Below are 13,380 nucleotides of genomic sequence, written 5' to 3'. Positions count from 1 at the left end.
GGTTCGGGCTTCGGCTTCGGCGGCTCGGGCGGCGGAGGCTTCGGCGCGGGCGGCGGCGGGGGAGGGGGCTCGGGCGGGGGAGGCGTGGGCGTCGGGGTCGGTGTGGGCGTCGGGGTGGGCCTCGGACAGGGCGGGAAGGTGGGCCAGGAAGCGCTCCCGGCCACCGCCACCGCGTCGGTGCCGTCCGGTCCTGTCGACGCGTACGCGCAGGCGTCGGCCTGCGCCGTGCCGACCGGTATGCCGACGAGGGTGAACGTCAGCGTCACCAGGGCCAACACCCGTCCGGCGGCGGCGGATCGGGTCGGTTCGGGTCCATGCACGACGCAGATCATGGAGCCTGGCGCACCGTCCCACGCCCGAGTGCCCGGTGATTGCCCCGAAGGAGGGACACGGCCCCACCAGGGGTTTGACGAGGGCGGACCCGCTCGCGCGGAAGCCCGGAAACCTGTACGAGGGGCCGCACGCCGGTGGCGGACGGGAAGAAAACCCGCGGCCGGTTGAACACAACGGGCTCCCCCGTGCGTACCCAGGGTCGTGCGGCGGCCCACCAGGGCGCCCCAACACCTTCGTGACGATCGGGGATTGACGATGAAGACCTCCTGGCGGAGCGCCTCACTCGTGGCGGGCGCCGCGGCGCTGCTGGCGCTGACGACGGCGTGCGGCCAGGACGGCGGCGGCGCCACCGGCAGCCAGAACGTGGGCGCCACGGCCGCCCCCGGCGACGTCGGCGACCTCGGCACCGGCGCCGGTGACGGACTCGGTACCGGCGCGGGCGCCGGGCAGCCCTCGGCGAGCGCGCCGGAGCCCGCGGGCAAGCTGTCCGTCACGGCGAACGCCGAGATCGGCGAGCTGGTGACCGACGGAGCGGGCCGCACCCTCTACCGCTTCGACGCCGACACCGCCGAGCCGCCCAAGACGACCTGCGAGAACGACTGCGCCACCATGTGGCCGCCCGTGGCCGCCGACGACGCCCTCGCCGGTGAGGGCATCGACAAGGACCTGCTCGGCGAGGTCGCCCGGCCCGACGGCACCAAGCAGCTGACGATCGGCGGCTGGCCCGCGTACCGCTACGCCAAGGACACCGCCGCCGGAGACGTCAAGGGCCAGGGTGTCGGCAAGAAGTGGTACGCGCTGGCCGCGGACGGCAAGAAGGCCAAGGCCGAACCGGCCGCCGGGCTGTCCACCCGCAACGACCCGAAACTCGGCGAGATCGTCGTCGACAAGAACGGCATGACCGTCTACCGCTTCATGAAGGACGAGGCCTGGCCGAAGCCGGTGTCGGCCTGCACCGGCGCCTGCCTGGAGAAGTGGCCGGTCGTGGCGCCCGTCGAGGCCAACGACACCAAGGGCGTGGAGAAGAAGGGGCTGATGAGCTTCACCCGGCCCGACGGCGGAGTCCAGCAGACGATCGACTGCTGGCCCATCTACACCTTCGCCGGCGACAAGAAGGCCGGGGACACCAACGGTCAGGGCGTGGGCGGCACCTGGTACGCCGTCAAGCCCGACGGAAAGCCGGTCGGCGCGCCGAAGAAGTAGCGACCTCCCGCCTGCCAACCTTCAGCGCGCGACCGCGGGCCGTCCCCTCCGTACCCAGACGGAGGGGACGGTCCCGTTCGTGCGCATTGTGATGCCTTCGCTCACGGCACGTGCCGCGGGCAGTGACCGGGAACGGACGGTCAATTTCCGTTTGGGCTCGCTCCTTTGGCGGGCGATCAGTAGCCTCAGCTCGAACACCGGACCGCCTATGCCTTGGAGAGCTAGATGGAGCGTCCCGCCTGGGCCCCTCGCAGCATCGACATCTCGGTGCCCAGCGTGTCCCGGATCTACGACTTCTACCTGGGCGGTTCGCACAACTTCGAGGTCGACCGGGAAGCGGCCCGCAGGGCGATGGAGTTCATGCCGGGACTCCCCAAGATCATGCAGGCGAACCGGGCGTTCATGCGCCGGGCCGTGCGCTTCGCGGCCGACGAGGGCATCGACCAGTTCCTCGACATCGGCTCCGGCATCCCCACCTTCGGCAACGTCCACGAGGTGGCCGGACGCAGCCGCCCCGGCGCCCGCGTGGTGTACGTCGACCACGACCCGGTGGCGGTGGCGCACAGCGAGGCCGTCCTGGCGGGCCACGACGACGCGGACGTCGTGGCCGGCGACCTGCTCAAGCCGCGCGAGATCCTGGCCAGCCCCCAGGTGGAGCGGCTGATCGACCTGAATCGACCGGTCGCCCTGCTGCTGGTTGCCATACTGCACTTCGTGGAAGACGAGGACGACCCGTACGCCGCGGTGGCCGAGTTGAGCGACGCGCTCGCGCCCGGCAGCCTGCTCGTCCTCACGCACGCCTCGTACGAGGGAATCCCGCTGCCCGCCGAGCGGGCCGGGGGCGCGGTGGACGTGTACAAGGACATCCGCAATCCGCTGATCATGCGTTCGCGCGACGACATCGCGCGGTTCTTCGAGGGGTACGACATGGTGGAACCCGGACTGGTTCCGATGCCGCGCTGGAGGCCGGAGGAAGAGCCGGAGGACGAGGACCCGTACGCGTTCTCCGGGTTCGCCGGCGTGGGGCGTACGGCGTGAGCGCGGAGCCGGACGGGCCGCAGGACAGACTGCGCCGGTTCGCGACGATCTGGAGCCGGGCGGTGTTCCCGGTGACCTCGACGTCGTCCACCCGGCCCGAGTTCGAGGCCCAGCTGCTGCCGCTGGCCCGCAGGCTGCGAGGGGTGCTGCACGCGCGGAGCTTCGACGCCGAGGAGGCCCGGGCGGTCGGCGCCGCGCTCGTGGACTCGCACTGCACCGATCCGGAGGCGCTCTCCCGGACGCTGGACTGCGTCGACGCCTACCTGGTGCTCTACTGCGGCGAGGACGGCGACCCGGAGGACCTGCGGGCCCGTTCGGCACGGCTCCAGCACGCGATGGCGGCCGGGTTCGCCGGGGCGCTGCGAGACCGGACCCTCGCCGAGCAGGAGGCCATCGCCCAGGCCGCCCTGAAGGCGCAGGGCGTGGTGGCCGAGGCCCTGCACGCCAGTGAGGCCCGCTTCCGCGCGGTCTTCGAGGGCGCCGCCATAGGCATCGGCATCGCCGACCTGGACGGCAACGTCCTCCAGGTCAACGACGCGTTGATGCGCATGTTCGGCATCGCCGAATCCACGCTGGGCGGCCGCCGGGCCACCGAGTGGACGCATCCCGACGACGCGCCGCAGACCTGGCGGCTCTACGAGGAACTGGTGCGCGGCGAGCGCGAGCACTACCACGTGGAGAAGGCCTTCTACCGGCCCGACGGGACGGTCCTGTGGACCAACCTGACCGTCTCCCTGCTGCGCGACGCCGACGGCACCCCGCAGTACCAGCTCGCGCTGATGGAGGACACCACCGAACGGCGGCTGCTCAACCTGCGGTTGCGCTACGAGGCCACGCACGACGCGCTCACCGGCCTGCCCAACCGCAGCTTCTTCTTCGAACGGCTGGAGAAGGCGCTGAACGCGGGCCCGGGCCAGCGCTTCGGGCTGTGCTACCTCGACCTCGACGGCTTCAAGACCGTCAACGACAGCCTCGGCCACGCGGCCGGCGACCGGCTGCTCGTGGAGGTCGCCGACCGGCTCCAGGCCTGCGCCACCGCGCCCGGCGAGATGGTCGCCCGGCTCGGCGGCGACGAGTTCGTGGCGCTGACCACGGGGCCCGACACCCGGCACGAGGTCGACGAGCTGGCCGGGCGCATCATGAACGCGCTGCTCGCCCCGGTCAGCGTCGACGGTCGCGAACTGACCGTGCGGGGCAGCATCGGCATCGTGGAGGGCCCGGCCGGCGAGCGCAGCCCGGCCGAGGTGCTGCGCAGCGCCGACATCACCATGTACCGGGCCAAGTCGGCGGGCGGGAACCGCTTCGAGCTGGCCGATCCGGAGGCCGACGCCCGTGTCATCACCCGGCACGGGCTGACCACCGCGCTGCCCGCCGCCCTGGAGCGGGGCGAGTTCTTCATCGAGTACCAGCCGCTGGTCCACCTCGGTGACGGCAGTGTGCGCGGTGCCGAGGCGCTGGTGCGCTGGCTGCACCCGCAGCACGGGGTGCTCGGCCCGGACCGGTTCATCCCGCTCGCCGAACACACGGGGCTGATCGTGCCGCTGGGCCGCTGGGTCCTGGAGCAGTCCGTGCGGCAGGCCCGCCTCTGGCGCGAGCGGTACGGCGAGGGCGGCGCCGCGGGCCCGCTGCGCATCAACGTCAACCTCTCGCCCTGCCAGCTCACCCACCCGGGACTGGTCCAGGACACCGTCGAGATCCTGGAGCGGACCGGTGTCACGCCCGACGCGCTGTGCCTGGAGGTGACCGAGTCGGCGCTCATCGGCGCCGACGACGACCTGCTGAAACCGCTGCGCCGGCTGGCCGAGATGGGTGTGGACATCGCCCTGGACGACTTCGGCACCGGGTACTCCAACCTGGCCAACCTGCGCCGGCTGCCGGTGAGCGTCCTCAAGCTGGACCGCTCGTTCACGCAGAGCATGCAGCAGTTCCCGGCGGACCCCGTCGACCTGAAGATCGTCGAGGGGATCGTCGCCCTCGCCCACAGCCTGGACCTCGCGGTCACCGTGGAGGGCGTGGAGACCGGCGCCCAGGCCGAGCAGCTGCGCATACTCGGCTGCGACACGGCCCAGGGCTGGTACTACGCCCGCCCGGGGCCGCCGGAGCGCCTGCACGACCTGGCACTGGTGGACGCCACGGGCTGAACGAGGGCGCCGCCCGGCTCACGCCCCGTCACGGGCCGCTTCGGCGACCTCGGTCGCGGCGCGGACGAGGGCCGCGGTGGCCGTCGAGCGGGAGTGTTGGGGCCAGGCGAGGGAGAGGACGACCGGCGGGGCGTCCGGGACCGGGCGGTAGGCGACGCCCGGGCGCGGGTAGCGGGCGGTCACCGAGGCGGGCAGCAGGGTGACGACCTTCCCGAGGGAGACGGCCGTGAGCACCTGGGCCAGGTCGTCGTGGCCACGCCGGGCCTCGTCGATGTGCCGCTCCACGCTGCCCGCGTCGAGGCCGAGGTCGGCCAGCGCCAGCCGGTCGCGGGCGGCGAGCGGGTGGTTCGCCGCCAGGACGGCGACGCGCGGTTCGGCGGCCAGCGTCTCGGTGTCCAGGCCGGCCGCGTCGAACGGGGCGTGGACGAGGGCGACGTCCGCCTCCCCGGCGCGCAGCAGCCGCGGCTGCTCCTGCCACCCGCACAGCCGGACGGCCACCGGCAGGGCCCCGGGCTCGGTCGCGTAGCGCGCGAGGATCGGCTCCAGCAGCCCCGCGTCCCCGTCGGCCTTCGCGGCCAGCACCAGCTTCGGCCCCTCGGCCGCCCGTCTGGCCCGCCGCCCGGCGGCCTCCAGGGCGTCCAGCGCGACGCGGGCCTCGGCGAGCAGGACGTCGCCGGCCGGGGTCCGGGTGACACGGTGGGTGGTCCGCTCGAACAGGGTCACGCCCAGCTCGGTCTCCAGGCGGCGGATCGCCCTGGACAGCGGCGGCGGGGAGATGCCCAGCCGCTCGGCGGCGCGCGCGAAGTTGAGTTCCTCCGCGACGGCGACGAAGTAGCGCAGGGAACGCGACTCCATGCCCCGCCTCCCTCCCTGGCAGGTGGACCGGCTGGTATGACCCCCAGGGTAACAATCGGGATCGGATCGGTCCTTCAGTTCCACCGGCCCGGAGAACAGGATGAGAGAGCGCCGGGAAGCGTACGGAACGGGCTTCCCGCCCCGGCGCGGCCCCCGTCTTCTCTCCCTCCCTGAACCGGAGTTGTGCTCGTGATCGTCATCACCACCCCGACCGGCGGAATCGGCCGACAGGTCCTCGACAACCTCCTGGACGCCCTCGACGCCCGGGACGACGGGACCGCCCTGCGCGTCATCGCCCGCGACCCCGCCCGTCTCACCGCCCGCGCCCGCGAGCGCGCCGAGGTCGTCCAGGGCTCGCACGCCGACCCCGAGGTCCTGGCCGCCGCCTGCGCCGGTGCCGACCGGGTGTTCTGGCTGGTGCCGCCCGCGCCCGGTGCCGACAGCGTCGAGGGTCACTTCCGCGACTTCACGCTGCCGCTGTGCGAGGTGATCGCCCGGCACGGCGTCGCACGGGTCGTCGCCGTCTCCAGCCTGGGACGCGGCGTGGCCAAGGACGCCGGACCGATCTCCGCCTCCCTGGCCATGGACGACCGGATCGCGGCCACCGGCGTGCACTACCGCGCCCTGTGCCCGCCCTTCCTGATGGAGAACCTGCTCGGGCAGGCGGCCGCCCTGCGCGACACGGGCGAGTTCCGCATGGCCTGCGCCACGGACCGCGTCCTGCGGACCTGTGCCACCGCCGACATCGCCGCCACCGCCGCCCGCCTGCTGCTCGACGCCGACTGGACCGGCCGCGCCGACGTCCCGCTCGTCGGCCCCGACGACCTCACCCCGAACGGCATGGCCGAGGTGCTGTCCGACGTACTGGGCCGTCCGGTACGCGTGCGGGAGACGGCGCCGGAGGCGTACCGGGCGTCGGCCCTCCGCTTCGGGGCGAGCGAGGCGGGCGCGCAGGGTCTGGCCGACATGGCCGCGGCGATGGACGCCCAGGGCTTCTACGGCGCGTCCGCGCCCGGCACCCCGGACACCGCGCCCACGAGCTTCCGCCGCTGGTGCGAGGAGATCCTCCGCCCGGCCACGCTGTGACGCCGGACGGTTTTGTCACCGCTCCAGCAGCATCCGCTGCAGTTCCCGTGCCGCGCGGGGCGGAGCCACGTCGCTGCGGTGGGCCAGGGCGATGGTCCGGTGCAGGCCGGGCCGGGCCAGCGGGGTCACCCGCAGCCCGCGTCCGGAGCGGGCGGCCACCATGCGCGGGACGACCGCCATGCCGAGCCCGGCCCGCACGAAGCCCAGCACCGCGTCCATCTCCCCGCCCTCCACGGCGAAGTCCGGCTCGAACCCGGCCGAGCGGCACGCGGCCACGGTCAGCTCCCGCAGGTCGTAGCCGTGCCGGAACATCACCAGACGCTCGCCCTCCAGGTCGGTGATGCGTACGGCACGGCGCCCGCCGCCCGGCCGGGGCGACTCCGGGGACGACACCACCACCAGGTCCTCCCGCAGCAGCTCCACCGTGGTCAGCGCCGGTGAGGCGGTGGGCAGCGGCAGCACCACCAGGGCCAGGTCGAGCGCGCCGCGCGCCAGCTCCCGCACCAGGTCGTGCGAGCCGCCCTCCTCGATCAGCAGCTGGATGCCGGGATAGCGGTCGTGGAAGGCGCGCAGCACGTCGGGGAGCAGGCCGGTGCACAGGCTCGGGGTGGCGCCCAGCCTGACCCGGCCGCGGCGCAGCTGCGCCAGCTCCAGCACCTCGTGCCGCGCGGTGTCCGCGTCCGCCAGGATGCGCCGGGCCAGCGGCAGCAGCGCCTCCCCGGCGTCGGTGAGCGTGATGTTCCCGCGCGCCCGCAGGAACAGGTCGGCCCCCAGCTCCCGCTCCAGCGCCTTGATCTGCTGCGACAGCGAGGGCTGCGCCACGTGGACCACCTCGGCGGCCCGGGTGAAGTGCCGGGTCTCGGCGACCGCCACGAAGTACTGGAGCTGTTGCAACTGCATACCGCGAGCATACGTCGTCGATAGGCAGCCCCTATGGAAACCAGGCGTTCCATGTCTTGGACCGATGGGGTGCCGGGCCCGTAACGTCCTGTGACATGGCTCTGGCAACGCGGACGGACCGACGGCCGTCCATGGCGCGCACCGTGTGGGACTCGACCGTCGGCAAGAAGACAGTGATGGCGGTCAGCGGTCTCGTCATGCTGCTCTACCTGGTCGCCCACATGATCGGGAACCTGAAGATCTACTTCGGGACCGAGGAGTTCAACCACTACGCCCACTGGCTGCGCACGGTCGGCGAGCCGTTCATGCACTACGAGTGGACGCTCTGGCTGATCCGCGTCGTGCTCGTGGTCGCCGTCGTCGCCCACGCCGTCTCCGCGTACCAGCTCAGCCGCCGCGACATCAAGGCGCGGCCCAGCAAGTACGTGCACAGGAAGCCCCGCTCCAGCTACGCGACGCGCACCATGCGCTGGGGCGGGATCATCCTCGGCCTGTTCATCGTCTGGCACATCCTCGACCTGACCACCGGCACCGTGCACTCCGGCGGCTTCGAGACCGGCAAGCCCTACCAGAACGTCGTGGACACCTTCTCCACCTGGTACGGCAACGTCATCTACATCGTCGCGATGCTCGCCCTCGGCCTGCACATCCGGCACGGCTTCTGGAGCGCCGCCCAGACCCTCGGCGCCGGCAGCCGCACCCGCGACCGGGCCCTGAAGACGACCGCGAACGTCCTCGCGCTGCTGCTCACGATCGGCTTCGTCGCCGTACCCGTGGGCGTCATGACCGGAGTGGTGAGCTGACATGACAACCTACGCCGACTACACGACCGGAGCGCCGGTCGCCGACACCAAGGCCCCGGCCGGGCCCGTCAACGAGCGCTGGGACACGCGCCGTTTCGAGGCGAAGCTGGTCAACCCCGCCAACCGGCGCGGGAAGACCGTCATCGTCGTCGGCACCGGTCTCGCGGGCGGCTCCGCGGGCGCGACCCTCGCCGAACAGGGCTACCACGTCGTCCAGTTCTGCTACCAGGACTCCCCGCGCCGCGCCCACTCCATCGCCGCCCAGGGCGGCATCAACGCGGCGAAGAACTACCGCAACGACGGCGACTCGATCCACCGCCTGTTCTACGACACCGTCAAGGGCGGCGACTTCCGTTCCCGCGAGTCCAACGTGCACCGGCTCGCGCAGATCTCCGTCGAGATCATCGACCAGTGCGTGGCCCAGGGCGTGCCCTTCGCCCGCGAGTACGGCGGTCTGCTCGACACCCGCTCCTTCGGCGGCGTGCAGGTCTCCCGCACCTTCTACGCCCGCGGCCAGACGGGCCAGCAGCTGCTGCTCGGTGCCTACCAGGCGCTCAGCCGGCAGATCGCGGCCGGAAACATCGAGATGCACGCCCGCACCGAGATGCTCGACCTGATCGTGGTGGACGGCCGGGCCCGCGGCATCGTCGCCCGCGACCTGATCACCGGGAAGATCGACACGTACTTCGCGGACGCCGTCGTCCTGGCCAGCGGCGGCTACGGCAACGTCTTCTACCTCTCCACCAACGCCATGAACTCCAACGCGACCGCGATCTGGCGGGCGCACCGGCGCGGCGCCTACTTCGCCAACCCCTGCTTCACGCAGATTCACCCGACCTGCATCCCGCGCACCGGCGACCACCAGTCCAAGCTGACGCTGATGAGCGAGTCGCTGCGCAACGACGGGCGGATCTGGGTGCCCAAGGCCAAGGGCGACGACCGGCCCGCGAACAAGATCCCCGAGGACGAGCGCGACTACTACCTGGAGCGCATCTACCCGTCCTTCGGCAACCTCGTCCCCCGCGACATCGCCTCCCGCGCCGCGAAGAACGTCTGCGACGAGGGCAGGGGAGTGGGTCCCGGCGGCCAGGGCGTCTACCTGGACTTCGCCGACGCCGTCAAGCGCATGGGGCGCAAGGCGGTCGAGGCCAAGTACGGCAACCTCTTCGACATGTACCAGCGGATCACCGACGAGGACCCGTACCGGGTGCCCATGCGGATCTACCCCGCCGTGCACTACACGATGGGCGGCCTGTGGGTCGACTACGACCTCCAGACCACGATCCCCGGCCTCTTCGCCGTCGGCGAGGCCAACTTCTCCGACCACGGCGCCAACCGGCTCGGCGCCTCCGCGCTGATGCAGGGCCTGGCCGACGGCTACTTCGTGCTGCCGGCCACCATCAACGACTACCTCGCCCGCACCCCGCACAAGGACGACGTGGACGACGACCACCCGGTGGTGCAGGAGGTGCTGGCCGAGACCGAGGACCGGCTGAACCTGCTGCTGTCCGTCGACGGCGACCGCACCCCGGACTCCTTCCACCGCGAACTGGGCGAGCTGATGTGGGAGTTCTGCGGCATGGCCCGCACCGACTCCGGGCTGCGCAAGGCGCTGGAACGCATCCCGCAGATCCGCGAGGAGTTCTGGCGGCGCATCAAGGTCCCGGGCACCGGCGAGGAGTTCAACCAGTCGCTGGAGAAGGCCAACCGCATCGTCGACTACCTGGAGCTGGCCGAGCTGATGTGCCTCGACGCGCTGCACCGCGCCGAGTCCTGCGGCGGCCACTTCCGCGAGGAGTCCCAGACCCCGGACGGCGAGGCGGCCCGCAAGGACGACGAGTTCGGCTACGCCGCCGCCTGGGAGTTCACCGGCACCGGCGAGGCCCCCACCCTGCACAAGGAAGACCTGGTCTTCGAGTACGTCCACCCCACCCAGCGGAGCTACGCATGAAGCTCACCCTGCGCGTCTGGCGGCAGAAGAACGCCGACGCCGACGGCGCCATGTCCACGTACGAGGTGGACGGGATCTCGCAGGACATGTCGTTCCTGGAGATGCTCGACACCCTCAACGAGGAACTCATCCTCAAGGGCGAGGACCCGGTCGCCTTCGACCACGACTGCCGCGAGGGCATCTGCGGCGCCTGCTCGCTCGTCATCAACGGCGACGCCCACGGTCCCGAGCGCACCACCACCTGCCAGCTGCACATGCGGTCCTTCAAGGACGGCGACACCATCGACGTCGAGCCGTGGCGGGCGTCCGCCTTCCCGGTCGTCAAGGACCTGGTCGTCGACCGCTCGGCCTTCGACCGGATCATCCAGGCCGGCGGCTACATCACCGCGCCGACCGGTGCCGCGCCGGAGGCGCACGCCACGCCGGTGCCGAAGCCGGACGCCGACCTCGCCTTCGAGCACGCGGAGTGCATCGGGTGCGGCGCGTGCGTGGCGGCCTGCCCGAACGGGGCGGCGATGCTGTTCACCTCCGCGAAGGTGAACCACCTGAACGTCCTGCCGCAGGGCGCGCCCGAGCGGGAGACGCGGGTGCTGGACATGGTCGGGCAGATGGACGCGGAGGGCTTCGGCGGGTGCACGCTCACCGGCGAGTGCGCGACGGCCTGCCCGAAGGGCATTCCGCTGGTCTCCATCACCAGCATGAACAAGGAATGGCTGCGGGCCACGCGCAAGGTGCAGCGGTAACACTCACGCCCCCTTCGGGGCGCGTTCAGTGAACGTTCGCCGACACAGTGCGGACGGGCGGGGTCGGGGGAGGTGCTCCCCCCGGCCCCGTCTCGCTTTCGCTCCCGGCATTCAGGAAGCGCACATCCGCGCTCCCGGCGGGCGTCATGCGCAGTACAGCCGGCGTCGGAAGAACTGGGGCGAGCCGTCCCCACGACCCCGTTCTCACGACCAGGAGAGCACCCATGACCGGCGTACTGACCGCTGACCGTCCCCCGAAGCCCGCCGCGCCCCGCCGCTACACCGTCGCCCTCGCCCGCGACGAGGACGACGTACGGGCCGCGCAGCGGCTGCGGCACGACGTGTTCGCCGGGGAGATGGGCGCGCTGCTGGCGAGCCCGCAGCCCGGGTACGACATCGACGCCTTCGACGCGTACTGCGACCACCTCCTCGTGCGCGAGGAGACCACCGGGCAGGTCGTCGGCACCTACCGGCTGCTGCCCCCGGAGCGCGCGGCGGTCGCCGGACGGCTGTACGCGGAGAACGAGTTCGACCTCACCGCGCTGGACGCCATCCGGCCCTCCCTGGTCGAGGTCGGCCGCTCCTGTGTGCACCCCGACCACCGCGACGGCGCCGTCATCGGACTCGTCTGGGCCGGCATCGCCCGCTACATGACCGACCGCGGCCACGCCTGGCTGGCGGGCTGCTGCTCCCTTCCGCTCGCCGACGGCGGGGCCCTCGCCGCCGGTGCCTGGGACCGGGTGCGGACCAGGCACCTGGCGCCCGAGGAGTACCGGGTACGGCCGCTGCTGCCGTGGGTCCCGCGCCCGGCGCCGCCCGCCGCCCGCACCGAGCTGCCGGCGTTGCTGCGCGGCTACCTCCGGCTCGGCGCCTGGGTCTGCGGGGAGCCCGCGCACGACGCGGACTTCGGCGTCGCGGACCTGTACGTGCTGCTGCCGATGAGCCGGGTCGACCCGCGCTACCTGCGGCACTTCCTCTCGCTGGCCCCGGCCTGATGAGCGGCTGGCTGCCGCTGGCGCCCTGCACCCCCGCCGCGTGCGTGCAGCCGTCCCGGGCCGGGGCGGCGGTGCCGCGGGCCGTACTGCGGCTCACCGCGGTCGCCGTGCTGCTCCTCGCCGGGATCGCCGTCGTGCTGGCGCCGTCCGGCCTGCGGCGCAGGCTGCCCGCGGCCCTGGTGCGGCGCTGGTGCGGGTGGATCGTGCGGGCCGCGGGGGTCCGGGTCCGCGTCACGGGGGCGGCCGTCCCCGGGGGCGGGCTGCTCCTCGTCGCCAACCACGTCTCCTGGCTCGACATCCCGCTGCTGGCCGCCGTACGCCCCGCGAGGATGCTGGCCAAGAGCGAGATCCGGTGCTGGCCGGTGGCGGGCGGGCCGACGGCGCGCGCGGGGGTGCTGTTCATCGAACGGGACCGGCCGCGGGCCCTGCCGGGCACGGTCGACGCGATCGCGCGGGCCCTGCGCGCGGGCGCCGCGGTGGCCGCCTTCCCCGAGGGCAGCACCTGGTGCGGACGCGCCCACGGGCCCTTCCGCCGGGCGGTGTTCCAGGCCGCCCTGGACGCCGGGGTGCCGGTCCAGCCGGTCCGGATCCGCTACCGGGCCGGGGAGCGGGGGGTGAGCACGACGCCCGCGTTCGTCGGCGTGGACACGCTGCTCGCCTCCCTGTGGCGGGTGGCGTCGGCGCGCGGTCTGACCGCCGAGGTGGAGGTGAGACCGGCCGTACCGCCCGGCCGCCACCGCGACCGCCGTGCCCTGGCCCGGGCCACCGAGGACGAGGTCCACGGTGACCAGGGGAAAGCACCTTCGAAAAGTCTGTGTGCTTTGTGAGGTTTGTGCCGTTTCCTTACCGCTGGATGCGGACAACCGGAAGGCAGGCACTCGAAAGGAGGGTGATGGCAGATGATCACCCGTGAAGAGATCGCCAACGTCCTGGACCAACCGGTCTACGACGGGGACGGCAACAAGATCGGCGACGCCAAGCATGTCTTCTTCGACGACATGACCGGGCGCCCCGAGTGGGTGAGCGTCAAGACGGGCATGTTCGGCTCCGCCGAGTCCTTCGTGCCCGTCCGCGACGCCGCGCTGGTGCAGGACCACCTCGAGGTTCCCTACGGCAAGGACCAGGTCAAGGGCGCGCCCTCTGTCGACGTCGACGCGGGCGGCCATCTGTCGGAGACCGAGGAGCACCGGCTCTACGACTACTACGGCATCAACTGGGACAGCGTGCTGTCCGAGGCCGAGCGCACCGACGACGGCCGCTGGGCCGCGGGACCGGGCACGGCGGGCGCGGCCGGAGCCGCCGGAGCGGCGGGTGCGGCGGGCCTGGCCGGCC

Annotated in this window: 12 protein-coding genes and 1 pseudogene; 10 read left to right on the top strand and 3 right to left on the bottom strand. The window is 72.6% G+C overall.

Features of this window, described 5'->3' with window-relative positions; genetic code table 11:
* A pseudogene (locus BZZ08_RS39185) lies at nucleotides 1-320 on the bottom strand (hypothetical protein); the annotation flags it as partial.
* Nucleotides 321-588: 268 nt separating this feature from the next.
* On the opposite strand from BZZ08_RS39185, the gene BZZ08_RS36850 reads away from it, so the two are divergent.
* From BZZ08_RS36850 to rmdA, 3 genes are all read left to right on the top strand, one after another.
* A complete protein-coding gene (locus BZZ08_RS36850) occupies nucleotides 589-1,536 on the top strand; it encodes an SCO0930 family lipoprotein (protein ID WP_104636516.1) in 948 nt (315 codons plus the stop codon).
* A gap of 225 nt (nucleotides 1,537-1,761) precedes the next feature.
* The gene (locus BZZ08_RS36845; RefSeq protein WP_104636515.1) at nucleotides 1,762-2,574 is read left to right on the top strand and encodes an SAM-dependent methyltransferase; all 813 of its coding nucleotides are present in this window, start codon (nucleotides 1,762-1,764) and stop codon (nucleotides 2,572-2,574) included.
* A complete protein-coding gene (gene rmdA, locus BZZ08_RS36840; RefSeq protein ID WP_104636514.1) occupies nucleotides 2,571-4,715 on the top strand; it encodes a cyclic Di-GMP phosphodiesterase RmdA in 2,145 nt (714 codons plus the stop codon). Before BZZ08_RS36845 ends, rmdA begins: the two co-directional genes overlap by 4 nt.
* Before the next feature lie 18 nt (nucleotides 4,716-4,733).
* Here rmdA and BZZ08_RS36835 read toward each other — a convergent pair whose 3' ends face one another.
* Nucleotides 4,734-5,570 (bottom strand): LysR family transcriptional regulator, encoded by an 837-nt coding sequence (locus tag BZZ08_RS36835; protein WP_104636513.1) that lies wholly within the window; start codon nucleotides 5,568-5,570, stop codon nucleotides 4,734-4,736.
* A gap of 189 nt (nucleotides 5,571-5,759) precedes the next feature.
* On the opposite strand from BZZ08_RS36835, the gene BZZ08_RS36830 reads away from it, so the two are divergent.
* The gene (locus BZZ08_RS36830) at nucleotides 5,760-6,656 is read left to right on the top strand and encodes an NAD(P)H-binding protein (protein ID WP_104636517.1); all 897 of its coding nucleotides are present in this window, start codon (nucleotides 5,760-5,762) and stop codon (nucleotides 6,654-6,656) included.
* A gap of 15 nt (nucleotides 6,657-6,671) precedes the next feature.
* Here BZZ08_RS36830 and BZZ08_RS36825 read toward each other — a convergent pair whose 3' ends face one another.
* Nucleotides 6,672-7,556 carry a LysR family transcriptional regulator gene (locus tag BZZ08_RS36825; protein WP_052842528.1) on the bottom strand — a complete coding sequence of 295 codons (885 nt, stop codon included), beginning with the start codon at nucleotides 7,554-7,556 and terminating at the stop codon, nucleotides 6,672-6,674.
* 131 nt (nucleotides 7,557-7,687) lie between these two features.
* Here BZZ08_RS36825 and BZZ08_RS36820 point away from each other — a divergent pair, with 131 nt between their 5' ends.
* The 6 genes from BZZ08_RS36820 to BZZ08_RS36795 form a co-directional block, all read left to right on the top strand.
* A complete protein-coding gene (locus BZZ08_RS36820; protein WP_104636512.1) occupies nucleotides 7,688-8,359 on the top strand; it encodes a succinate dehydrogenase in 672 nt (223 codons plus the stop codon).
* A 1-nt stretch (nucleotide 8,360) separates the two neighbouring features.
* Nucleotides 8,361-10,310 carry a fumarate reductase/succinate dehydrogenase flavoprotein subunit gene (locus BZZ08_RS36815; protein WP_104636511.1) on the top strand — a complete coding sequence of 650 codons (1,950 nt, stop codon included), beginning with the start codon at nucleotides 8,361-8,363 and terminating at the stop codon, nucleotides 10,308-10,310.
* Entirely contained in the window at nucleotides 10,307-11,053 is a 747-nt protein-coding gene (locus BZZ08_RS36810) for a succinate dehydrogenase/fumarate reductase iron-sulfur subunit (protein WP_104636510.1), read from the top strand. The genes BZZ08_RS36815 and BZZ08_RS36810 overlap by 4 nt, the downstream gene beginning before the upstream one ends.
* 224 nt (nucleotides 11,054-11,277) lie before the next feature.
* Nucleotides 11,278-12,048, top strand: a complete 771-nt coding sequence (locus BZZ08_RS36805) for a GNAT family N-acetyltransferase (RefSeq protein ID WP_104636509.1) — start codon at nucleotides 11,278-11,280, stop codon at nucleotides 12,046-12,048.
* Entirely contained in the window at nucleotides 12,048-12,875 is an 828-nt protein-coding gene (locus tag BZZ08_RS36800) for a lysophospholipid acyltransferase family protein (protein ID WP_104636508.1), read from the top strand. Before BZZ08_RS36805 ends, BZZ08_RS36800 begins: the two co-directional genes overlap by 1 nt.
* 72 nt (nucleotides 12,876-12,947) lie before the next feature.
* Nucleotides 12,948-13,380, top strand: a 433-nt coding sequence (locus tag BZZ08_RS36795; RefSeq protein WP_133169260.1) for a PRC-barrel domain-containing protein, incomplete at its 3' end; no start/stop codon positions are given.

It is taken from the genome of Streptomyces sp. MH60 (assembly GCF_002939385.1).
Classification (GTDB): Bacteria; Actinomycetota; Actinomycetes; order Streptomycetales; family Streptomycetaceae; genus Streptomyces.
Note: the sequence above shows the minus strand (reverse complement) of the source record. Positions and strands in the feature narration are given on the sequence as shown.

Bases quoted from the DNA above. Each gene is read 5' to 3' on its own strand.
- BZZ08_RS36850 (WP_104636516.1), top strand. From the start codon at position 589: ATGAAGACCTCCTGGCGGAGCGCCTCACTCGTGGCGGGCGCCGCGGCG.
- BZZ08_RS36845 (WP_104636515.1), top strand. From the start codon at position 1,762: ATGGAGCGTCCCGCCTGGGCCCCTCGCAGCATCGACATCTCGGTGCCC.
- BZZ08_RS36835 (WP_104636513.1), bottom strand. From the start codon at position 5,570: ATGGAGTCGCGTTCCCTGCGCTACTTCGTCGCCGTCGCGGAGGAACTC.
- BZZ08_RS36825 (WP_052842528.1), bottom strand. From the start codon at position 7,556: ATGCAGTTGCAACAGCTCCAGTACTTCGTGGCGGTCGCCGAGACCCGG.
- BZZ08_RS36820 (WP_104636512.1), top strand. From the start codon at position 7,688: ATGGCGCGCACCGTGTGGGACTCGACCGTCGGCAAGAAGACAGTGATG.
- BZZ08_RS36815 (WP_104636511.1), top strand. From the start codon at position 8,361: ATGACAACCTACGCCGACTACACGACCGGAGCGCCGGTCGCCGACACC.
- BZZ08_RS36810 (WP_104636510.1), top strand. From the start codon at position 10,307: ATGAAGCTCACCCTGCGCGTCTGGCGGCAGAAGAACGCCGACGCCGAC.
- BZZ08_RS36805 (WP_104636509.1), top strand. From the start codon at position 11,278: ATGACCGGCGTACTGACCGCTGACCGTCCCCCGAAGCCCGCCGCGCCC.
- BZZ08_RS36800 (WP_104636508.1), top strand. From the start codon at position 12,048: ATGAGCGGCTGGCTGCCGCTGGCGCCCTGCACCCCCGCCGCGTGCGTG.